We start from the raw sequence: 22,323 nt of genomic DNA on the forward strand, positions 1-22,323 counted from the left end.
GCTGATGATCTCCGTATCACCCGTTGCTTTAACGGGTATATCAATGCGTCTGGCTTGCCTTTATACTACCGCGCGTTTGTTTATAAACTGCCCAAATGCCACTAAATGGGAAATCTCCAGTGAAGTTCGTAAAGTATTTATTAATCCTTGCAGTATGTTGCATCCTGCTGGGAGCAGGCTCGATTTATGGCCTTTATCGCTATATTGAGCCGCAATTACCTGACGTCGCGACGCTCAAAGACGTGCGTTTACAGATCCCGATGCAGGTTTACAGCGCTGACGGCGAGCTGATCGCGCAATATGGCGAGAAACGTCGAATCCCGGTCACGCTGGATCAGATGCCGCCAGTAATGGTTAAAGCCTTTATCGCCACAGAAGACAGCCGTTTTTATGATCACCATGGGGTAGACCCGGTGGGGATCTTCCGTGCGGCCAGTGTCGCGTTGTTCTCTGGGCACGCGTCGCAAGGGGCGAGCACCATTACCCAACAGTTGGCGAGAAACTTCTTCCTCAGCCCAGAACGTACGCTGATGCGTAAGATCAAAGAGGTGTTCCTGGCGATCCGCATTGAACAACTGCTGAGTAAAGATGAGATCCTCGAGCTGTATCTGAACAAGATTTACCTGGGGTATCGCGCCTATGGCGTGGGTGCTGCCGCGCAGGTCTATTTCGGTAAGACCGTTGATCAGCTTAGCTTAAGTGAAATTGCAGTGATTGCCGGTCTGCCAAAAGCGCCGTCAACCTTCAACCCACTCTATTCGATGGACCGGGCAACCGCGCGACGTAACGTCGTGCTGTCGCGCATGTTGAGCGAAAACTACATCACGCAGGCCCAGTACGACCAGGCGCGTAATGAAGCGATTGACGCCAACTATCACGCGCCGGAAATCGCTTTCTCTGCACCGTATTTGTCTGAGATGGTGCGCCAGGAGATGTATAACCGTTATGGCGAGAAAGCCTATGAAGACGGGTATCGCATTACCACCACCATTACGCGTAAAGTACAGCAGGCAGCTCAGCAGGCAGTACGTAACAACGTGATGGATTATGACATGCGTCACGGCTACCGCGGCCCGTCGAACGTGCTGTGGAAAGTGGGCGAAAGCAGTTGGGACAGTAAAAAAATCACCGATACGCTGAAAGCGCTGCCGACTTATGGACCGCTATTACCGGCGGTTGTTACCAGCGCCAATCCGCAGGAAGCCATTGCCGCGCTAGCGGATGGTACGTCAGTGTCATTACGGATGGATGGCATGCGTTGGGCGCGTCCTTACCGCTCGGATACCCAGCAAGGCCCAACGCCGCGTAAAGTGACCGATGTGGTACAAACCGGGCAGCAAATCTGGGTACGCCAGGTTGGCAATGCCTGGTGGCTGGCGCAAGTGCCGGATGTCAACTCCGCACTGGTCTCCATCAATCCGCAAAACGGCGCGGTGCTGGCACTGGTTGGTGGTTTTGACTTCAACCAAAGCAAGTTTAACCGTGCCACCCAGGCGTTACGCCAGGTAGGTTCTAACATCAAACCTTTCCTGTATACCGCCGCGATGGATAAAGGTCTGACGCTGGCGAGCATGCTCAATGACGTGCCGATCTCCCGCTGGGATGCTGGTGCCGGTTCTGACTGGCAGCCGAAGAACTCACCGCCGCAGTATGCTGGTCCTATCCGCTTACGTCAGGGTCTGGGCCAGTCGAAAAACGTGGTGATGGTACGCGCCATGCGCGCAATGGGCGTGGATTACGCGGCAGAGTATCTGCAACGTTTCGGCTTCCCGGCGCAGAACATTGTGCACACTGAGTCGCTCGCGCTGGGTTCTGCCTCGTTCACGCCATTACAGGTGGCGCGCGGTTACGCGGTGATGTCTAACGGCGGCTTCCTGGTCGATCCGTATTTCATCAGCAAGATCGAAAGCGATATGGGCGGCGTGATCTTCGAGGCGAAGCCAAAAATTGCCTGCCCGGAATGTGATATTCCAGTGATTTATGGTGACACCCAGAAATCTAACGTTTTGGAAAACAATAACGTAGAAGATGTCGCCGTCTCGCAGGAACAGCAGAATGCCGCTGTACCAATGCCGCAGCTTGAGCAAGCTAACCAGGCGCTGGTTGCGCAAAGCGGAACGCAGGAGTACGCGCCTCACGTGATCAACACGCCGCTGGCCTTCCTGATTAAAAGCGCGCTGAACACCAATATCTTTGGTGAGCCAGGCTGGATGGGAACCGGTTGGCGTGCAGGTCGCGATCTACAGCGCCATGATATCGGCGGGAAAACCGGGACCACCAACAGCTCTAAAGATGCGTGGTTCTCCGGCTACGGGCCGGGGGTGGTGACATCGGTCTGGATCGGATTTGACGACCATCGCCGCAACCTTGGTCACACAACGGCCTCCGGGGCGATCAAAGACCAAATCTCCGGTTACGAAGGCGGCGCGAAGAGTGCGCAGCCTGCATGGGATGCCTACATGAAGTCCGTGCTGGAAGGTGTGCCTGAGCAGCCGCTGACGCCGCCTCCGGGCATCGTGACGGTCAATATCGATCGCAGCACCGGTCAACTGGCAAGCGGTGGTAACAGCCGCGCAGAGTATTTCATTGAAGGCACTCAGCCGACGCAGCAGGCAGTGCATGAGGTGGGGACGACCATTATCGATAATGGTGAGACGCACGAACTGTTCTGATCAAAAAAGGCGCTTAGGCGCCTTTTTTATTATTCACTTACTCGCTGTAGGCCGGAGCAGGCGTTAGCCGAGTTCCGGCAATCGCAATTAAAGCCGCCCCTGCCCTTTCAGCCATTCGCGCACGAGGAACAGCGCACTCACATTACGCGCTTCGTGAAAATCAGGATCTTCCAGCAGATCCATCAAATGCGCCAGCGGCCAGCGCACTTGCGGTAATGGCTCAGGCTCATCGCCCTCCAGTGATTCAGGATATAAGTCCTCTGCCACCACAATGTTCATCTTGCTGGAGAAATAGGACGGCGCCATGCTGAGTTTCTTCAAAAACGTCAGATCTTTTGCGCCAAACCCTACTTCTTCTTTTAGTTCCCGATTTGCCGCTTCATAGACGCTTTCGCCAGGGTCAATTAACCCCTTAGAAAAACCCAGTTCATAAGATTCGGTGCCAACCGCGTATTCACGGATGAGGATCAGGTGATCGTCCACAATCGGCACAATCATTACCGCTTCACGCGTGGAAGGGCGCATACGTTCATAAACGCGGCGGACGCCATTGCTGAACTCAAGGTCCACGCTTTCGACTTTAAACAGCCGGGATTGGGCGACGGTTTCCACTTTTAAAATCGTGGGTTTCTGTAATGATTTGCTCATTGTGAGGATCTTTGCTGTGAAATCTGGGGTTATTGTGCGACATGCCGCAAGGTTTCGGCAATGTGAATTGCCGTTTATTTACATTTATGTAACGTACTAAAAGTTAATCCTTATTTCAAATTAAAAGTCAATAGGTTGAAATAACTCCAGGAATTTGCTGATATTCCATTTTTAGTGATTTTGCTATGATTCGCATTTACTGGGCTGTACTTAAAGATGCTCAAGTTCGACTCCACACTTGCCGATAGCCAACCACAGAATCACGAATATTGAACAGGGTGCGACTGACCACGCCTGACAGACTAAGTAAGATGGGGAAAGCATGAGCACCATTCTGATTTTTTTAGCTGCTTTGCTGGCCTGCTCATTGCTTGCAGGATGGCTACTCAGAACAAAAACCAGGCGGAAAAATTTTCCTTTGAGCAACGTCTTCTCAGACGCCTCAGAACGTAAACTTACGCCAGAAGAGCGCAGTGCAGTCGAAAATTATCTCGAAAGCCTTAGTCAAATTCAGCAGGTACCCGGCCCAACGGGTGCCAGCTCCGCGCCAGTATCGCTAACGCTGAATGCCCAAAGTAATAGCGTCATCGTGCTTACGCACGCGATTACACGTTACGGCATTACCACCGACGATCCTAACAAATGGCGTTACTATCTTGATTCCGTTGAGGTACATCTTCCCCCCTTCTGGGAACAATACATCAATGACGAAAACAGCGTTGAGCTAATCCACACCAATACGATACCGCTGGTTATCTCTCTGAACGGCCATACGCTGCAGGAATATATGCAGGAAGCGCGTGGCTATGCGCTACAGCACACCGCCTCTACCCAAGCGTCCATTCGTGGTGAAGAAAGCGAGCAGATTGAACTGCTGAATATTCGCCAGGAAACTCATGAAGAATATGCGCTCAGTCGTCCGTCTGGACTGCGCGAAGCGTTGTTAATTGCCGCATCATTCCTGTTGTTCTTCTTCTGTTTGATAATCCCGGATACGTTTGTTCCGTGGACGGTCGGTGGCGCCGTGCTGCTGCTGGCTGCGGGTCTGTGGGGGCTTTTCGCCCCGCCGTCGAAAACCGCCCTGCGGGAAATTCATTGTCTGCGCGGGACTCCGCGTCGCTGGGGGCTGTTTGGCGAAAACGATCAGGAGCAAATTAATAATATCTCGTTGGGCATTATTGATCTGATTTATCCACGTCACTGGCAGCCTTACATTGCGCAGGATCTCGGCCAGCAAACAGATATCGATATTTATCTCGATCGCCACGTTGTCCGCCAGGGACGCTTTTTATCCCTGCATGACGAAGTCAAAAACTTCCCGTTACAGCACTGGTTACGCAATGCCGTCATCGCAGGCGGCTCGTTGCTGGTACTGCTGATGCTGCTTGTTTGGATCCCGCTGGATATGCCGATAAAGCTTACGCTTTCCTGGATGAAGGGGGCGCAAACTATCGAAGCCACCAGCGTTAAACAACTTGAAAACGCAGGCGTTCGTGTGGGTGACACGCTGCAACTGAGCGGGACGGGTATGTGTAACATTCATACCCAGGGGAGCTGGAATGCTCAGCCTTCCACACCGTTTATGCCTTTCGATTGCACGCAAATTATCTGGAATGACGCGCGCGCATTGCCGCTGCCCGAATCCGAGCTGGTGAATAAAGCCATCGCGCTGACACAGGCCGTGAACCGACAACTGCATCCCAAAGCGGATGATGACTCTCGTGTTAGCGCATCGTTACGCTCTGCAATCCAAAAATCCGGCATGGTGTTACTGGACGACTTTGGCGAGATAGTCCTGAAAACGGCCGATCTTTGCGCGGCCAAAGATGAATGTGTACGATTAAAAAATGCGCTGGTGAACCTGGGTAACAGTAAAGACTGGGCGGCGCTGGTGAAACGGGCGAACGCAGGTAAACTGGATGGCGTGAACGTGCTGCTGCGTCCGGTAAGCGCGGAGTCGTTGGATAATCTGGTGAATACCTCTACGGCACCGTTTATTTCTCGCGAGACAGCGCGAGCGGCCCAGGCGCTGAATAGCCCTGCGCCCGGCGGTTTCCTGATTATCAGCGACGAAGGCAGCGATCTGGTCGATCAACCGTGGCCGACGACTTCGCTATATGACTATCCCCCACAGGAACAGTGGAACGCCTTCCAGCGACTGGCGCAGATGCTGATGCAGACGCCGTTTCGTGCGGAGGGGATCGTCACCAATATTTCGACCGACGCCAATGGAACCCAGCACATTGGCCTTCACCGTATCCCGGACCGTTCAGGATTATGGCGCTACCTTGGCACAACGCTGCTGATGTTCTCGATGCTCGGATGCGCTATCTACAACAGCATACAGGCATTCAGACGCTACCAGCGTCATCGCACCCGCATCGCGGAAATTCAGAGCTACTACGAAAGCTGCCTGAATCCTACGCTGATTGACGACACGGAAAGCCTGATTCGATAACACGCTCGCGCGACAGGATATGCTACTCTGTCGCGCATCATGTTTTCTTCTGGGGAGTTTCCATGCAGATCAATATTGCCTGGCAGGATGTCGACACCGTGTTGTTAGATATGGACGGCACGTTGCTCGACCTGGCATTCGATAACTATTTCTGGCAAAAACTGGTGCCTGAAACCTATGGCGCGAAGCAGGGTATCTCTCCCCAGGAAGCCCAGGCCTATATTCGTCAGCAGTATCACGCCGTGCAGCATACGCTGAACTGGTATTGCCTGGATTACTGGAGCGAATGCCTGGATCTGGATATTTGCGCGATGACAACGGAACAGGGACCACGCGCCGTTTTACGTGAAGATACCGTACCGTTTCTTGATGCCTTAAAAGCCAGCGGCAAGCGTCGTATTTTGCTCACCAACGCGCATCCGCATAACCTGGCGGTGAAGCTGGAGCACACCAGTCTGGCCTCACACCTTGATTTATTACTTTCCACCCACACATTTGGTTATCCCAAAGAGGATCAGCGGTTATGGCACGCTGTGGCTGAAGAAACGGGAATGAGTGCAGAGAAGACGCTGTTTATTGACGACAGCGAACCCATTCTCGATGCCGCTGCTCTGTACGGTATTCGTTACTGCCTCGGCGTAACCAATCCCGATTCTGGCATTGCGGAAAAACAGTATGCACGCCACCCGTCACTGAATGACTACCGCCGACTGATCCCCTCACTGATGTGAAGGAGACGCCATGAAAGAAAAGCCCCCTGTTGAAGTCAGGCTGGATAAATGGCTGTGGGCTGCTCGCTTTTACAAAACGCGTGCGCTAGCCCGCGAAATGGTTGAAGGCGGTAAGGTGCATTACAACGGCCAACGCAGCAAGCCGAGCAAGATTGTCGAGCTGAACGCCACCCTCACCCTGCGCCAGGGAAATGACGAACGAACGGTCATTATCAAGGCTATTACCGAGCAGCGTCGCCCGGCCACGGAAGCCGTTACGCTGTATGAAGAAACCGCGGAAAGCGTGGAAAAACGCGAAAAAGTGGCACTGGCGCGTAAACTTAACGCGTTAACCATGCCGCACCCGGACAGGCGACCGGACAAGAAAGAGCGCCGCGACCTGTTACGATTTAAACATGGCGACAGCGAGTGACTGTCACCTGCAAGAGAGATGATTATGCCGCAACATGACCAATTACATCGTTATCTGTTTGAAAACTTTGCCGTGCGCGGCGAGCTGGTGACCGTTTCGGAAACCCTGCAACAGATCCTCGAAAACCATACTTATCCGCAGCCAGTCAAAAACGTGCTGGCCGAGCTGCTGGTCGCCACCAGCCTGCTTACCGCCACGCTGAAGTTTGCTGGTGATATCACTGTACAGCTGCAGGGCGACGGTCCGCTGAGCCTGGCCGTCATTAACGGCAACAACAACCAACAAATGCGCGGCGTGGCCCGCATGCAGGGCGATATCCCTGAAGACGCAGATCTGAAAACGCTGGTGGGTAATGGCTACCTGGTGATCACCATAACCCCGGAAGAAGGCGAGCGCTATCAGGGCGTGGTCGGTCTGGAAGGTGACACGCTGGCTGCCTGCCTGGAAGACTACTTCATGCGTTCTGAACAGCTGCCAACGCGTCTGTTTATCCGCACTGGCGACGTCGATGGCAAACCCGCGGCTGGCGGAATGCTGCTGCAGGTCATGCCGGCGCAAAACGCACAGACCGATGATTTCGATCACCTGACCGCCCTGACCGAAACCATCAAAACTGAAGAGCTGTTGACACTGCCGGCCAACGAAGTGCTGTGGCGCTTGTACCACGAAGAAGAGGTTACCCTCTACGATCCGCAGGACGTTGAGTTCAAATGCACCTGCTCACGCGAACGCTGCGCTGGCGCACTGAAAACGCTACCGGACGAAGAAGTAGACAGCATTCTGGCGGAAGAAGGCGAGATTGATATGCACTGCGATTACTGCGGTAGCCACTATCTGTTTAACGCCATGGACATTGCTGAGATCCGCAGCAACGCCTCCCCGGCAGACCCGCAGGTACATTAATCTTCTTATCCGGCCTACAGGTAAACGGTTGTAGGCCGGATAAGACGTACGCCTCGCCACCCGGCAAAAAAACCTATCCGCAACAAGCTCACTCGTTGTAATAATTCATCGGTAACCGGGTGCCATCAATAGTGATATCCCGCCAGACTCTGGGAGCTGAATCCAGTTGATGATTCGCCACCGCCTTGAGCAATTTATCTTTATTGAACCCTTCTGGTAGCTGAGCGGACGCGATGAGAACCCATTTATCCTCCTTCCTGCCGAAGACCAGTGTTTCGCCATCGCCAAAGGCATACAGCACCTGCTCAGGTTGACCATCCGCATTGAGGTCCTGATCGACCAGCACGCATGCGTCCTGTTCAACGCAGGAAGTAATACGATAGCGTTGTCCTTTGATAAACGTCCAGAAGGTATCATCGGGTTTCTTGCTCCCCGGTGCGATCATGACTTTCGGCGCTAACTGAGTGGTAGTCAGGTTCTGAATAGGATCGCGATCCTCCTGAAGAATGGCGTTTAAGTCACGTTTACGCTTGCTATCCTTATTGAATGCCTCATCTTTTTGTAACGCTTCCAGCGCCGCACGCCCCGGCTTCCCGCTGCGATTCAACATATACAGGCTAACCTGATCTGCTTTGATTTTCCCGCTGTAGTAGCGCTCCATATGGCTGTTGACGCTAATGCGCCAGGCATCAATCACTGGCGACGTGAGCAGAACCAGTAACCCTAATGCCAGTAACGAAACGCCGAGAATGACCTTTCCCTGAATCTCAAGTGGGTTGCGTCCCCGGCGTAAAATGCTCACCAGATAGCCAAACGACCAGACCAACAGTACGCAGACCACCAATACGCCATGCAGACGCTCAGGGGTCCAACCGTACTGCTGAATTCGCACCCACAGTGACCAGCCGGCAATCAGCGTATAGATAGGTGCGACAGCCAGAGCACATTTGATGAGATAGCGTAACGCGCCAGGATAAGGTAGAGCTTCCTTTTGTGGCTCGCGCACCATGGCCATGAGCAGCAGCAGGCTAAACGTCAGCGTTGACATCAGCCCCGCCGCTGAAACCCGCTGCGAAATAGCCTCCAGCCCGGTGAAAGGCAAAGTCAGCATAAACATCAGCGCGAGTAGCGCTATCAGAGGTAGCAAACCCGTGGCGATTAACGTCAGCAGCTTTTGTACCGCCGCAACCAGACGCGACTGCGTACGCGCCAGTACGACCGCCAACGCGGTAATCAGGCCTAATACGATGTAGGCAAACCAGTCGGTATCAAAAAAAAGCGTTTCAAAAAAGGTAATGCCGACGAGTTTAAACATCTCGCTCCACAGCAGGAGCACCATCCAGAACAACCCGTTGGAAATGAACACAATCAGCAGCGTCAACGCGTTAAGCCACAATTGCGTATAAAATTGCGCATAGCGCGTCTGCTGGCGGGACGCGCGAAGCGAGTACTGAATCCACGGCAACGCCAGCATTGCCATCAACAACAAGCGCCAGCCGTAGAGAAAAAAGGTTTCCTGCTGCCGCCACTTATCTCCACCCTCAACTTGCCACTTCAGCCAGACGCTCATCGCCAGCACCGCCACAAAAATCAACGCCATCCAGTACCACAGCGCACGTTGTTTGAACGAGACAACGGTGAGTAAAAGCGCCGAGGAGAAAGCAATCGTCGCGGGCATGCCACAAAACAACCAGCCGTCGTTATGCGGCGCCAGATAGGTTATCAGCAGGTAGCACAACATTCCCTGTAACAGGCCAATTGATATCATGCCCCAGCGAGTGGTACGTGAAAGTTCAACACTATCCATGTCGTCATCCAGAATGAAGAGAAAAGGTAATTATCGCATCAACTTCACAATTTTGAGCATTGGCAGGCTAATTTCAGACTAAAACGACGGGAAGTGAATCGATATTGTTTATGTATGAGTTACGTTATTTTCTTACGTGAATGCGATTACACTCACAAGATTCCCGCCAAAAACACTCTTCATTAACGTTTTAAGAACATTTTCCACAACAAAAAAGGGTTTCCTGCCATAATATCCGCCTCTTTGTGACAGGAGTCGCAGCGTATTCGGTTACCCGTGATTTTCCCGGATGCGTAAATCTATGAGCCTTGTCGCGGTTAGCAATCCCTAAAAAACCTTACTATTCCAGGTAATACATATTGGCTAAGGAGCAGTGAAATGCGTGTGAACAACAGTTTAACCCCGCAAGATCTCAAGGCTTATGGTATCAATGACGTTCAGGATATCGTTTACAATCCAGACTACGACACGCTTTTCCAGGAGGAACTCGATCCTTCCCTGCAAGGTTATGAGCGTGGCGTGTTAACGAACCTGGGCGCCGTTGCCGTTGATACCGGTATCTTTACCGGACGTTCGCCAAAGGATAAGTACATTGTCCGTGACGACACTACGCGCGACACGCTCTGGTGGTCCGACAAAGGTAAAGGTAAGAACGACAACAAACCGCTCTCCCCGGAAACCTGGCAGCATCTGAAAGGATTAGTCACCCAGCAACTTTCCGGCAAGCGCCTGTTTATCATTGATGCATTCTGCGGCGCTAACGCCGATACCCGTCTTTCCGTACGCTTCATTACCGAAGTGGCCTGGCAGGCGCATTTTGTCAAAAACATGTTCATCCGCCCAAGCGACGAAGAGCTGGTTGATTTCAAACCGGATTTCATCGTGATGAACGGCGCTAAGTGCACCAACCCACAATGGAAAGAGCAGGGTCTGAACTCTGAAAACTTCGTGGCTTTCAACCTGACTGAGCGTATTCAGCTGATTGGCGGCACCTGGTACGGCGGCGAAATGAAGAAAGGGATGTTCTCCGTAATGAACTACCTGCTGCCGCTGCAAGGCATTGCCTCCATGCACTGCTCGGCAAACGTCGGGGAAAAAGGTGATGTGGCGGTCTTCTTTGGCCTGTCCGGCACCGGTAAAACCACACTGTCCACCGACCCGAAACGCCGCCTGATTGGCGATGACGAACACGGCTGGGATGACGACGGCGTGTTTAACTTTGAAGGCGGTTGCTACGCGAAGACCATCAAGCTGTCTAAAGACGCCGAGCCGGAAATTTACAACGCGATCCGTCGTGACGCACTACTGGAAAACGTCACCGTGCGAGAAGATGGTTCCATCGACTTCGACGACGGTTCCAAGACCGAAAACACCCGTGTGTCCTACCCGATTTATCACATCGATAATATCGTTAAGCCGGTCTCAAAAGCGGGTCATGCCACTAAAGTAATCTTTCTGACCGCCGATGCGTTTGGCGTACTGCCACCGGTTTCTCGCCTGACGGCGGACCAAACCCAGTACCACTTCCTGTCTGGCTTCACCGCCAAACTGGCCGGTACCGAACGTGGCGTCACCGAACCCACCCCAACCTTCTCCGCCTGCTTTGGCGCAGCTTTCCTGTCGCTGCACCCAACACAGTACGCAGAAGTACTGGTAAAACGCATGCAAGCGGCAGGTGCGCAGGCATATCTGGTTAACACTGGCTGGAACGGTACTGGTAAGCGTATCTCTATCAAAGATACTCGCGCGATTATCGATGCCATTCTGAACGGCTCGCTGGATGATGCGGAAACGTTCCGTCTGCCGATGTTTGACCTCGCTATCCCGACCGAGCTGCCTGGCGTGGATACGCGCATTCTCGATCCGCGTAATACCTACGCGTCTCCGGAACAATGGCAAGAAAAAGCCAACGCGCTGGCGAAACTTTTTATCGAAAACTTCGAGAAATACACCGACACCCCTGCGGGTGAAGCACTGGTTAGCGCCGGACCGAAGCTGTAACAAAAAGTGCCGGATGGCGGTTGCCACATATCCGGCCTACCGCAACAAAAAGGGAGGCATTTCGCCTCCCTTTCTTATACGTCTTTCGAGATACCCTGCGCGCGAGTGAAAGGAACCGGAAGCCAGGCGCGAATTGACAACCCGCCCCGTTCACTGGTGCCAATCTCCAGCATGCCATTATGGTTATCGACAATACGTTGCACAATCGCCAGACCCAGCCCCGTGCCGCTGGTACTACGCGCACTGTCACCACGGACAAATGGCTGGAACAGATGTTTACGCTGCTCCGGCTTGATGCCCGGGCCATCATCTTCCACCTGGAACCAGGCGCGATGCGTCTCCGTACCGCTACTGACCTTAATCCAGCCGTTGCCGTAGCGGGCGGCGTTAACCACCATATTGGCAACCGCACGCTTGATCGACAGCGGGTGCATTTTCACCTGAATGCTGCCCGGCTGCAGCGCCGTTTCGATTTCACGTTCATAACCGCTTTCCGCCGCGACCACTTCGCCTAACACCGAGTTCAGATCCGCCATCTCCATCGGCATCTCCTGACCGGTGCGCAGGTAATCGATAAACTGCTCGATAATGGCGTTACACTCTTCAATGTCCTTATTGATGGACTCCGCGAGATAACCGTCCTCTTCGCCCATCATCTCCGTCGCCAGACGAATACGCGTCAGCGGAGTACGTAAATCGTGGCTCACACCCGCCATTAACAGCGTACGGTCATCGGCCAGTTGCTTCACACCTGCGGCCATATGGTTAAAGGCTCGGGTTACGGAGCGCACCTCTGAGGCGCCATACTCGCGCAACGGCGGTGGAATGATACCTTTTCCCACCTGCAGCGCAGCATGTTCAAGATCCACCAACGGTCGGTTCTGAATACGAATGAACAGCCACGCCCCGCCAATAGCCAGCAGCATAATCGCCAGCGTATAGCGGAATAGTGGTGAGAAATCACCCTGATGGATTTCCGTAAGCGGTACGCGAACCCAGATATTGGGCGACAGCCAGGTTTTCAGCCACACGACAGGCGAGCTTTTGTTTACTTCAACGCGCACTTCCGTCGGGCCACCCAATTGCTGCGCCATCTGATGGCTTAAGAATTCATAGTGTTGCGCCCAACGCAGCCCGGCTTCTTCAGCGGCCTCGTTGGAATAGAGGGAAATACCCAGCTCACGATAAATTTCCCGGCGGAATGCGGGCGGCACCACCAGTTGCGTACCGTCCTCCAGCTGTAGTTTATCGGTCATCAGCATACGAACTTCGTAGGCCAGGACCTTATTAAACTGCTGAAGGCTCGGCAGAATCGCGAAGTTCAGCACTACCAGGTAGGTCGTCACCAGGCTGGCAAACAGCAAGGTGACGATAAGCAATAACGTGCGGGCAAATGAACTTCGTGGCGAGAAGCGCATTCGCCTCATGCTTTAGAACCGTCCGGAACAAAGACGTAGCCCAGACCCCATACGGTCTGAATATAGCGCGGATGCGCCGGATCTTCTTCCACCATTCGACGCAGACGAGAAATCTGGACGTCGATGGAACGCTCCATCGCCGAGTATTCACGACCTCGGGCCAGGTTCATTAACTTGTCGCGGGACAGCGGCTCACGCGGATGGCTGACCAGTGCTTTCAGCACCGCAAACTCACCGCTGGTGAGCGGCATAGGCTCATCTTCACGGAACATTTCACGCGTACCGAGGTTCAGTTTGAACTTACCAAACGCAATAACCGCTTCTTCCTGGGAAGGCGCTCCCGGCAGTTCGTTCGCCTGACGACGCAGTACAGCGCGAATACGCGCCAGCAGTTCACGCGGGTTAAACGGTTTCGGAATGTAATCGTCAGCGCCGATTTCCAGTCCTACAATACGGTCCACTTCTTCGCCCTTCGCCGTAACCATAATGATCGGCATCGGGTTGCTTTGGCTGCGCAGGCGACGGCAAATAGACAGGCCATCTTCTCCCGGCAGCATTAAATCCAGCACCATCAGGTGGAAAGACTCACGGGTCAGCAGACGATCCATCTGCTCAGCGTTTGCGACGCTTCGAACCTGGAAGCCCTGCTCGGTCAGATAACGCTCCAGAAGCGCACGTAAGCGCATGTCGTCATCGACCACCAGAATCTTATAGTTCTCTTGCATTGTTATTACTCCCAAAGGTTCGCAACAATTAAGTGTATATTCTTAAGAAAGCTCACGTGAGTCACCAGCGAATTCTGGTATTAATTCCAGGCTAAATTGTTACAAAGCATATTAAACAGCAGCTTAAGTATACAATGTTTCTCGCAATACATTATTTATTCTGTTGATATGCTCACGTAATACTAATTGTGCGCATCATCACAGAGTCGAAGGTAAAACAATAAGATGAAAACGCCCCTGATAACCCGTGAAGGGTATGAAAAACTCAAACAAGAGCTGAATTATCTCTGGCGTGAAGAGCGCCCGGAAGTCACCAAAAAGGTTACCTGGGCTGCAAGTCTGGGTGACCGCAGCGAAAATGCCGACTACCAGTATAATAAAAAGCGCCTGCGTGAGATCGATCGCCGCGTCCGATATTTGACGAAGTGCATGGAGAATCTGAAAATCGTCGATTACTCCCCACAGCAGGAGGGTAAAGTCTTCTTTGGCGCATGGGTTGAGATTGAAAATGACGATGGCGACATCCGCAAATTCCGCATTGTCGGTTACGACGAGATCTTCGGCCGGAAAGATTACATCTCTATCGACTCGCCAATGGCGCGGGCGCTGCTGAAAAAAGAGGTCGGCGATCTTGCTGTGGTAAACACTCCAGGCGGAGAAGCCAGCTGGTACGTGAACGAGATTGAATACGTTAAGTGAGACCGGAACAATCCGAAGCCCCGGTAGATGACTGGCATTTTTGCCAGTCAATCCGTATAACTATCCCCTGATTTTTTATCCTATAGACGAAGCTATCCATGATGAATGATTCTTTCTGCCGCATTATCGCAGGTGAAATTCAGGCTCGTGCTGAACAGGTAGAAGCTGCCGTTCGCCTGCTTGACGAAGGGAACACCGTGCCGTTTATCGCACGTTATCGTAAGGAAATCACCGGCGGTCTGGATGATACGCAACTGCGTAATCTGGAAACCCGTCTGGGATATCTGCGTGAACTGGAAGACCGCCGTCAGGCAATCCTGAAATCTATCGGCGAGCAAGGCAAACTGACCGACGATCTGGCGAAAGCGATCAACGGCACGTTAAGTAAGACCGAACTCGAAGATCTCTATCTGCCGTACAAACCTAAGCGTCGCACCCGTGGGCAAATCGCCATTGAAGCAGGCCTTGAGCCGCTGGCTGACCTGCTGTGGAACGAACCGTCCCACGACCCGGAAACCGAAGCCGCAAAGTATCTCAACGCCGAAAACGGCGTGGCGGATACCAAAGCCGCCCTCGACGGCGCACGCTATATTCTGATGGAACGCTTCGCTGAAGACGCTGCACTGCTGGCGAAAGTACGTGATTACTTGTGGAAAAACGCCCATCTGGTCTCCACTGTGGTAAGCGGCAAAGAAGAGGAAGGCGCGAAGTTCCGCGACTACTTCGATCATCACGAACCGATCTCTACCGTGCCATCCCACCGTGCGCTGGCCATGTTCCGTGGCCGTAACGAAGGTGTGCTACAGCTTTCGCTGAATGCCGATCCGCAATTCGATGAGCCGCCAAAAGAAAGCCACGGCGAACAGATTATCCAGGACCACCTGGGATTACGCCTGAACAACGCACCTGCCGACAGCTGGCGTAAAGGCGTGGTCAGTTGGACCTGGCGTATTAAGGTGCTGATGCACCTCGAAACCGAGCTGATGGGCACCGTGCGTGAGCGCGCCGAAGACGAAGCTATTAACGTCTTCGCCCGTAACCTGCACGATCTGCTGATGGCCGCGCCTGCGGGTCTGCGTGCCACCATGGGACTCGATCCCGGCCTGCGTACCGGCGTGAAGGTGGCAGTTGTTGACGGCACCGGCAAGCTGGTCGCGACCGACACCATTTATCCACACACCGGTCAGGCCGCCAAAGCTGCCGTTGCGGTGGCGACGCTGTGCGAAAAATACCACGTTGAGCTGGTAGCGATTGGTAACGGCACGGCGTCACGCGAAACCGAGCGTTTCTTCCTCGACGTGCAGAAACAGTTCCCGAAAGTCACCGCGCAGAAAGTGATCGTCAGCGAAGCCGGGGCATCGGTTTACTCAGCTTCCGAGCTGGCGGCGCAGGAGTTCCCGGATCTCGACGTTTCATTGCGTGGCGCGGTGTCCATCGCCCGTCGTCTGCAGGATCCACTTGCAGAGTTGGTGAAAATCGATCCTAAATCGATCGGCGTGGGCCAATATCAGCACGACGTTAGCCAGACGCAGCTGGCACGTAAGCTGGATGCGGTGGTGGAAGACTGCGTGAACGCCGTCGGCGTCGATCTCAATACCGCCTCCGTACCGTTGTTAACCCGCGTTGCCGGTCTGACGCGCATGATGGCGCAAAACATCGTCGCCTGGCGCGATGAGAACGGTCAGTTCCAGAACCGTCAGCAGTTGCTGAAAGTCAGCCGTCTGGGGCCTAAAGCCTTTGAACAATGCGCGGGCTTCCTGCGTATCAATCATGGCGATAACCCACTGGATGCCTCCACCGTTCACCCGGAAGCCTACCCGATTGTGGAACGAATTCTGGCCGCCACCGAGCAATCGTTGCGTGACCTGATGGGCAATAGCAACGAACTGCGCAATCTGAAAGCTGCCGATTTTACCGATGAACGTTTCGGGGTGCCGACCGTCACCGACATCATTAAAGAGTTGGAAAAACCGGGCCGCGACCCGCGTCCTGAATTTAAAACCGCACAGTTTGCTGATGGCGTAGAAACCATGAATGACCTGCTGCCGGGGATGATTCTGGAAGGGGCAGTCACCAACGTCACCAACTTCGGCGCGTTTGTTGATATTGGTGTTCATCAGGACGGTCTGGTGCATATCTCTTCATTGTCGAATAAGTTCGTCGACGATCCGCACACCGTGGTGAAAGCGGGCGATATTGTGAAGGTGAAAGTGCTGGAAGTTGACCTGCAACGCAAGCGTATCGCGCTGACCATGCGTTTGGACGAGCAACCGGGTGAAACCAATGCGCGTCGCGGCGGTGGGAACAACGATCGCGCTCAGGCTAATCGCTCGGCCCCCAAAGCCGCGAAACCTCGCGGTCGTGACGCACAGCCTGCGGGCAACAGCGCCATGATGGATGCGCTGGCGGCGGCAATGGGTAAAAAACGCTAAGTTTGGATCGTGTGCCGGATGGCGGTGTAAACCTCTGTCCGGCATATTTAATATATTATTTTCTCTTCCCTCCTTATATTTATCATTTCGTTAACAAATAAAACCTTAATTACACATTAAGAAAGTCAATAATGACACTGCAGAAACATTCATTCCAAAGCGGAATAAATGTTGAGAAATATCAAAATTGGCTCAAATTATTGTTCAATTCTACATTCCGTCACATTTATTCTATTGATGATAGAAACCATTCTCATTATCATTGTTCTGTTGATTATTTACTCTTTCCTTACGTTGGCTAATCATCTGGTCTCATGCCGCCCTGTCGCCCCATGAGGTAATCATCCAGTTAGCGAGATATAAGTAGGTCCCTATGCAATTCACTCCTGACAGTGCGTGGAAAATTACCGGTTTTGCCCGTGAAATCAGCCCGGCTTATCGTCAGAAACTGTTGTCACTTGGCATGCTGCCCGGCTCCTCCTTCAACGTGGTACGCGTCGCCCCGCTCGGCGATCCTATCCATATCGAAACGCGTCGTGTAAGTCTGGTATTGCGTAAGAAAGATCTGGCGTTATTAGAAGTGGAAGCGGTTTCCTGTTAATACAGTGAGTCTATAAAAATGAAAAAACTAACCATTGGTTTAATTGGTAATCCTAATTCCGGCAAGACAACCTTATTCAACCAGCTCACCGGCGCGCGCCAGCGTGTAGGTAACTGGGCTGGCGTTACCGTTGAGCGTAAAGAAGGTCATTTCGCCACAACGGACCATCAGGTCACGCTGGTGGATTTACCCGGCACCTATTCTCTGACGACAATCTCATCTCAGACTTCTCTCGATGAGCAGATTGCCTGTCACTATATTTTGAGCGGCGACGCAGATCTGTTGATCAACGTGGTCGATGCGTCAAACCTTGAACGCAATCTCTACCTGACGTTGCAACTGCTTGAGCTGGGCATCCCCTGCATCGTCGCGTTGAATATGCTGGATATCGCTGAAAAGCAGCAAATCCGTATCGATATAGACGCCCTCTCAGCGCGTCTTGGCTGCCCGGTGGTTCCGCTGGTTTCCACCCGCGCCCGCGGCATAGAAGCGCTGAAGCTGGCGATCGACCGCTACAAAGAAAACGACACCGTCGAGCTGGTCCATTATGCCCAGCCGCTGCTGCAGGAAGCGGACTCTCTCGCCGACGCGATGGCCAAAGATATGCCGCTACAACAGCGCCGCTGGCTGGGCCTGCAGATGCTGGAAGGCGATATCTACAGCCGCGCCTACGCGGGTGATGCCGCGCAAAATCTCGATGCCTCCATCGCACGCCTGAGCGAAACAATGGACGATCCGGCGCTGCATATCGCCGATGCGCGCTATCAGTGCATTGCCGCTATCTGCGATACCGTCAGCAATACCTTGACGGCAGAGCCAAGCCGATTCACCACCGCGGTAGATAAAATCGTTCTCAACCGCTTCCTCGGGCTGCCGATTTTCCTGTTCGTGATGTACCTGATGTTCCTGCTCGCCATTAACATTGGCGGCGCGCTGCAACCGTTGTTTGACGTCGGCTCCGTAGCGCTCTTTATCCATGGTATTCAGTGGATTGGCTACACGCTGCACTTCCCGGACTGGCTCACTATCTTCCTGGCCCAGGGGCTTGGCGGCGGGATTAACACCGTGCTGCCGCTGGTACCGCAAATCGGCATGATGTACCTGTTCCTCTCCTTCCTTGAAGACTCCGGTTACATGGCGCGCGCCGCGTTTGTGATGGACCGTCTGATGCAGGCGCTGGGACTGCCGGGCAAGTCGTTCGTCCCGCTGATCGTCGGCTTTGGCTGTAACGTACCGTCAGTGATGGGCGCACGTACGCTGGACGCCCCGCGTGAGCGTCTGATGACCATCATGATGGCGCCGTTTATGTCCTGCGGCGCACGTCTGGCGATTTTCGCCGTCTTTGCCGCGGCGTTCTTTGGTCAGAACGGCGCACTGGCGGTCTTCTCGCTGTACGTACTGGGTATCGTGATGGCGGTGTTGACGGGCCTGATGCTCAAACACACTATTATGCGTGGTGAAGCAACGCCGTTCGTGATGGAGCTGCCGGTATACCACGTGCCGCACATCAAGAGTCTGATCATTCAGACATGGCAACGCCTGAAAGGCTTTGTTCTGCGTGCGGGTAAAGTCATCATCATCGTCAGCATTTTCCTCAGCGCGTTTAACAGTTTCTCACTGAGCGGGAAAATCGTCGATAACATCAACGACTCTGCTCTGGCCTCCGTTAGCCGTGTTATTACTCCCGTGTTTAAACCGATTGGCGTTCACGAAGATAACTGGCAGGCAACCGTAGGTTTGTTCACCGGCGCGATGGCAAAAGAAGTGGTCGTTGGTACGCTGAACACGCTCTATACCGCAGAAAACATTCAGGAAGAAGAGTTCAATCCGGCAGATTTCCACCTCGGTGACGAGCTGCTCGGCGCAGTGGATGAAACCTGGCAAAGCCTGAAAGACACCTTCAGCCTGAGCGTACTGGCTAACCCTATCGAAGCCAGCAAGGGCGACGGTGAAATGGCTACCGGCGCAATGGGCGTGATGGGCGAGAAATTTGGCAGCGCCGCCGCCGCGTACAGCTACCTGATCTTTGTTTTGCTGTATGTGCCGTGCATTTCAGTGATGGGCGCTATCGCACGTGAATCCAGCCGTGGCTGGATGGGCTTCTCGATTCTGTGGGGCCTGAATATCGCCTACTCTCTGTCGACGCTGTTTTATCAGACGGTCAGCTACAAAGAGCACCCAACCTACAGTCTGGTGTGCATTTTAGCGGTCATCCTGTTTAACATCGTGTTACTGGGCCTGCTGCGTCGAGCTCGTAGCCGCGTGGACCTCGCCCTGCTGGCAACCAACAGAACGGCGAGTTCCTGCTGTTCCAGCACAACTGGCGATTGCCACTAAGGTTATCGACAATGGCATCACTAATTCAGGTTCGTGATTTATTGGCTTTGCGGGGGCGCATGGAGGCAACACAAATTAGCCACACGCTACATACCCCACAGCCTATGATTGACGCCATGCTGAATCAGTTAGAAAAAATGGGCAAAGCGGTGCGGATTCAGGAGGATGCCGACGGGTGTCTTTCCGGAAGCTGCAAAAGTTGCCCGGAAGGTAAAGCCTGCCTGCGCGAATGGTGGGCCTTGCGTTAATTTGCCGCTCCTGCCGGATGGCGCTACGCTAATCCGGCCTACAAAAAACTGCAAATGTTCAGGCCGGATAACTCGTTTATGCAGATATCCGTTACTTTAGAAACAATTCAGTTTCTGTTTTAGCGCCACCAGCGCTGCGCAAAACTCGGCAGGATGCGAGATAAACGGCGCATGCGCCGCTTTGGCAAACACCAACGACTCGCTCTGTGGCCACAGGGCATCGAGCATCGGGACGACTTTGCGCGGAACCAGTCCATCGAGATAGCCGTACAACCGCAGGAAAGGCATTTCCACCGAGCACAATGGCTCACGCAAATCGACCGTTTTCAGGATCTCCAGCCCGCCATTAAGTACCTCAACATCCGGCATGGGTAAAGCCAGTACCGTTTTCTTCAGCGCTCGCGCATCCTGACGGGCGGTTTCCGTGCCCATCGTTTGCAACGCCAAAAAACGCTCCACCGTACGCTGGAAATCTTCACTCAGTTGCTGCTGGAAACCGGCCAGCACTTCTGGCTTGATGCCCGGCCACTCCTCACGCGCGCTAAAGCAAGGGGATGACGCCACGGTCACCAACGCCTGAACACGCTCAGAATGAGTTAACGCCACCTGGCTTGCAACCAACCCCCCCAGACTCCAGCCGAGCCAGATAGCGTTCTCCGGCGCCTGTTTTAATACCCGCCCAGCCATCTCTTCCAGCGACATCGCGCCGAAACCCTGGCTGCGGCCAAATCCCGGTAAGTCGACAAGATGCAGCGTGAAATGCGAGCTCAGTTCCTCGCTTATGCAATGCCACACTTGCGCATTCAGTCCCCATCCGTGCAGCAGCACAAGATGGCAATTTCCCGAACCCTGGGTCTGCCACCAGATGTCATTCATCAGTTATTGTTCTCTTTTAGCCTAACAGGATGTTTCTATGCTAACAGTACCGGGATTGTGCTGGCTATGCCGAATGCCCCTGACGTTAGGGCATTGGGGGATCTGTTCAGTCTGCGCACGGGCAACGCGTCAGCACGTCAGCCTTTGCCCTCAATGCGGACTCCCTGCCGCCCACGCCGTCGTTCCCTGCGGACGTTGCTTGCAAAAACCCCCACCGTGGCAGCGCCTGGTCACCATCAGCGACTATCTTCCGCCGTTGAGTGGACTTATCCACCAGTTCAAGTTTTCGCGACGCAGTGAAATGGCCTCCGCCCTTTCACGTTTGCTGTTGCTGGAGGTATTACAGGCCCGGCGCGTCAGCGGTCTTCCCCTGCCAGACAGGCTCGTCAGCGTCCCGCTCTGGCAACGACGGCACTGGCGCAGGGGGTTTAATCAGAGCGAATTGCTGTGTCGCCCACTGGCGCACTGGCTGGGTTGCGACTGGGACAGCCGGACCATCTCGCGGGTTCGGGCAACCGCCACGCAGCACCATCTCAGCGCCCGATTGCGTAAACGTAACCTGAAAAACGCCTTTCGCCTTGAATTGCCGGTGCAGGGGCTCCATATGGTTATTGTGGATGATGTCGTCACTACCGGAAGTACCGTCGCGGAAATCGCGCAGCTGCTTTTACGCAACGGCGCCGCGACTGTCCAGGTATGGTGCCTGTGTCGAACCTTGTAGAGCCTCGATGATGGGCGTATTATAACCAAGTAAAATAGTCAACTATTAGGCCATTACTATGATCCATATTTCCGATGCTGCACAAGCGCACTTTGCCAAACTGCTGGCAAATCAGGAAGAAGGGACACAAATCCGCGTATTTGTGATTAATCCCGGCACGCCTAACGCTGAATGCGGCGTTTCTTATTGTCCGCCGGACGCCGTGGAAGCAACCGACACCGCGATTAAATTTGACCTGCTGACCGCATATGTTGATGAACTGAGCGCACCGTATCTGGAAGATGCAGAAATCGATTTCGTTACCGACCAGTTAGGCTCCCAGCTGACGCTGAAGGCACCAAACGCCAAAATGCGTAAAGTGGCCGATGATGCACCGCTGATGGAACGCGTGGAGTACATGCTGCAATCACAGATCAATCCACAGCTGGCAGGCCATGGCGGTCGCGTCTCACTGATGGAAATCACCGATGAAGGCTACGCCATTCTGCAGTTTGGCGGCGGCTGTAACGGCTGTTCAATGGTCGATGTGACGCTGAAAGAAGGTATAGAGAAGCAGCTGCTGGCTGAATTCCCTGAACTGAAAGGCGTTCGCGATTTAACCGAACACCAGCGTGGCGAACACTCTTACTACTAA

The 22,323-nt window shown here is 53.6% G+C and carries 18 protein-coding genes; 13 read left to right on the forward strand and 5 right to left on the reverse strand.

Translation table 11 applies throughout. The annotated features are described in order from the left end of the window. The first annotated feature begins 119 nt into the window (after positions 1-119). Positions 120-2,672, forward strand: a complete 2,553-nt coding sequence (mrcA, locus tag OGX99_RS04340) for a peptidoglycan glycosyltransferase/peptidoglycan DD-transpeptidase MrcA (RefSeq protein ID WP_187253794.1) — start codon at positions 120-122, stop codon at positions 2,670-2,672. A gap of 87 nt (positions 2,673-2,759) precedes the next feature. Here mrcA and nudE read toward each other — a convergent pair whose 3' ends face one another. Then, positions 2,760-3,320, reverse strand: coding sequence for an ADP compounds hydrolase NudE (gene nudE, locus OGX99_RS04345; protein WP_016154795.1), 561 nt, complete (start codon positions 3,318-3,320; stop codon positions 2,760-2,762). A 322-nt stretch (positions 3,321-3,642) separates the two neighbouring features. Between nudE and igaA the strand changes: the two genes are divergently transcribed. From igaA to hslO, 4 genes are all read left to right on the forward strand, one after another. Beyond that, positions 3,643-5,778 carry an intracellular growth attenuator family protein gene (igaA, locus tag OGX99_RS04350; RefSeq protein ID WP_210904198.1) on the forward strand — a complete coding sequence of 712 codons (2,136 nt, stop codon included), beginning with the start codon at positions 3,643-3,645 and terminating at the stop codon, positions 5,776-5,778. Positions 5,779-5,840: 62 nt separating this feature from the next. After that, positions 5,841-6,509 (forward strand): GMP/IMP nucleotidase, encoded by a 669-nt coding sequence (yrfG, locus tag OGX99_RS04355; protein WP_286542788.1) that lies wholly within the window; start codon positions 5,841-5,843, stop codon positions 6,507-6,509. Between the two features lie 10 nt (positions 6,510-6,519). After that, a complete protein-coding gene (gene hslR / locus OGX99_RS04360) occupies positions 6,520-6,921 on the forward strand; it encodes a ribosome-associated heat shock protein Hsp15 (RefSeq protein ID WP_151216857.1) in 402 nt (133 codons plus the stop codon). Positions 6,922-6,945: 24 nt separating this feature from the next. After that, a complete protein-coding gene (hslO, locus tag OGX99_RS04365; protein ID WP_151216858.1) occupies positions 6,946-7,824 on the forward strand; it encodes an Hsp33 family molecular chaperone HslO in 879 nt (292 codons plus the stop codon). 88 nt (positions 7,825-7,912) lie between these two features. On the opposite strand, the gene OGX99_RS04370 is transcribed toward hslO, so the two are convergent. Further along, a complete protein-coding gene (locus OGX99_RS04370; RefSeq protein WP_286542791.1) occupies positions 7,913-9,631 on the reverse strand; it encodes a DUF4153 domain-containing protein in 1,719 nt (572 codons plus the stop codon). A gap of 378 nt (positions 9,632-10,009) precedes the next feature. Here OGX99_RS04370 and pckA point away from each other — a divergent pair, with 378 nt between their 5' ends. Then, positions 10,010-11,632, forward strand: a complete 1,623-nt coding sequence (gene pckA / locus OGX99_RS04375; protein WP_151216860.1) for a phosphoenolpyruvate carboxykinase (ATP) — start codon at positions 10,010-10,012, stop codon at positions 11,630-11,632. 74 nt (positions 11,633-11,706) lie between these two features. On the opposite strand, the gene envZ is transcribed toward pckA, so the two are convergent. Together envZ and ompR are read right to left on the reverse strand one after the other, a co-directional pair. Further along, positions 11,707-13,059, reverse strand: a complete 1,353-nt coding sequence (gene envZ, locus OGX99_RS04380; protein WP_151216861.1) for a two-component system sensor histidine kinase EnvZ — start codon at positions 13,057-13,059, stop codon at positions 11,707-11,709. Then, positions 13,056-13,775 carry an osmolarity response regulator transcription factor OmpR gene (gene ompR / locus OGX99_RS04385; protein ID WP_001157751.1) on the reverse strand — a complete coding sequence of 240 codons (720 nt, stop codon included), beginning with the start codon at positions 13,773-13,775 and terminating at the stop codon, positions 13,056-13,058. Before ompR ends, envZ begins: the two co-directional genes overlap by 4 nt. A gap of 225 nt (positions 13,776-14,000) precedes the next feature. On the opposite strand from ompR, the gene greB reads away from it, so the two are divergent. The 5 genes from greB (at position 14,001) to feoC (ending at position 20,092) form a co-directional block, all read left to right on the forward strand. Beyond that, the gene (gene greB, locus OGX99_RS04390; protein ID WP_003023524.1) at positions 14,001-14,474 is read left to right on the forward strand and encodes a transcription elongation factor GreB; all 474 of its coding nucleotides are present in this window, start codon (positions 14,001-14,003) and stop codon (positions 14,472-14,474) included. 98 nt (positions 14,475-14,572) lie between these two features. Next, entirely contained in the window at positions 14,573-16,906 is a 2,334-nt protein-coding gene (locus tag OGX99_RS04395) for a Tex family protein (RefSeq protein ID WP_252838528.1), read from the forward strand. A gap of 373 nt (positions 16,907-17,279) precedes the next feature. Continuing rightward, positions 17,280-17,507: a ferrous iron transporter A gene (gene feoA, locus OGX99_RS04400; RefSeq protein WP_003023519.1), complete on the forward strand. Its 228-nt coding sequence runs from the start codon at positions 17,280-17,282 to the stop codon at positions 17,505-17,507. Between the two features lie 18 nt (positions 17,508-17,525). Then, positions 17,526-19,844, forward strand: coding sequence for a Fe(2+) transporter permease subunit FeoB (feoB, locus tag OGX99_RS04405; RefSeq protein WP_151216862.1), 2,319 nt, complete (start codon positions 17,526-17,528; stop codon positions 19,842-19,844). Between the two features lie 11 nt (positions 19,845-19,855). Next, positions 19,856-20,092 carry a [Fe-S]-dependent transcriptional repressor FeoC gene (gene feoC, locus OGX99_RS04410; RefSeq protein ID WP_003023516.1) on the forward strand — a complete coding sequence of 79 codons (237 nt, stop codon included), beginning with the start codon at positions 19,856-19,858 and terminating at the stop codon, positions 20,090-20,092. Between the two features lie 96 nt (positions 20,093-20,188). Here the strand turns inward: feoC and bioH are convergent, their stop codons facing one another. Further along, the gene (gene bioH / locus OGX99_RS04415) at positions 20,189-20,968 is read right to left on the reverse strand and encodes a pimeloyl-ACP methyl ester esterase BioH (protein WP_187253799.1); all 780 of its coding nucleotides are present in this window, start codon (positions 20,966-20,968) and stop codon (positions 20,189-20,191) included. A gap of 37 nt (positions 20,969-21,005) precedes the next feature. Between bioH and gntX the strand changes: the two genes are divergently transcribed. Continuing rightward, positions 21,006-21,689, forward strand: a complete 684-nt coding sequence (gene gntX / locus OGX99_RS04420; RefSeq protein ID WP_151216864.1) for a DNA utilization protein GntX — start codon at positions 21,006-21,008, stop codon at positions 21,687-21,689. A 58-nt stretch (positions 21,690-21,747) separates the two neighbouring features. Beyond that, a complete protein-coding gene (nfuA, locus tag OGX99_RS04425; RefSeq protein WP_003023509.1) occupies positions 21,748-22,323 on the forward strand; it encodes a Fe-S biogenesis protein NfuA in 576 nt (191 codons plus the stop codon).

The organism is Citrobacter sp. Cu096, assembly GCF_030332285.1.
Taxonomy (GTDB): Bacteria; Pseudomonadota; Gammaproteobacteria; order Enterobacterales; family Enterobacteriaceae; genus Citrobacter; species Citrobacter meridianamericanus.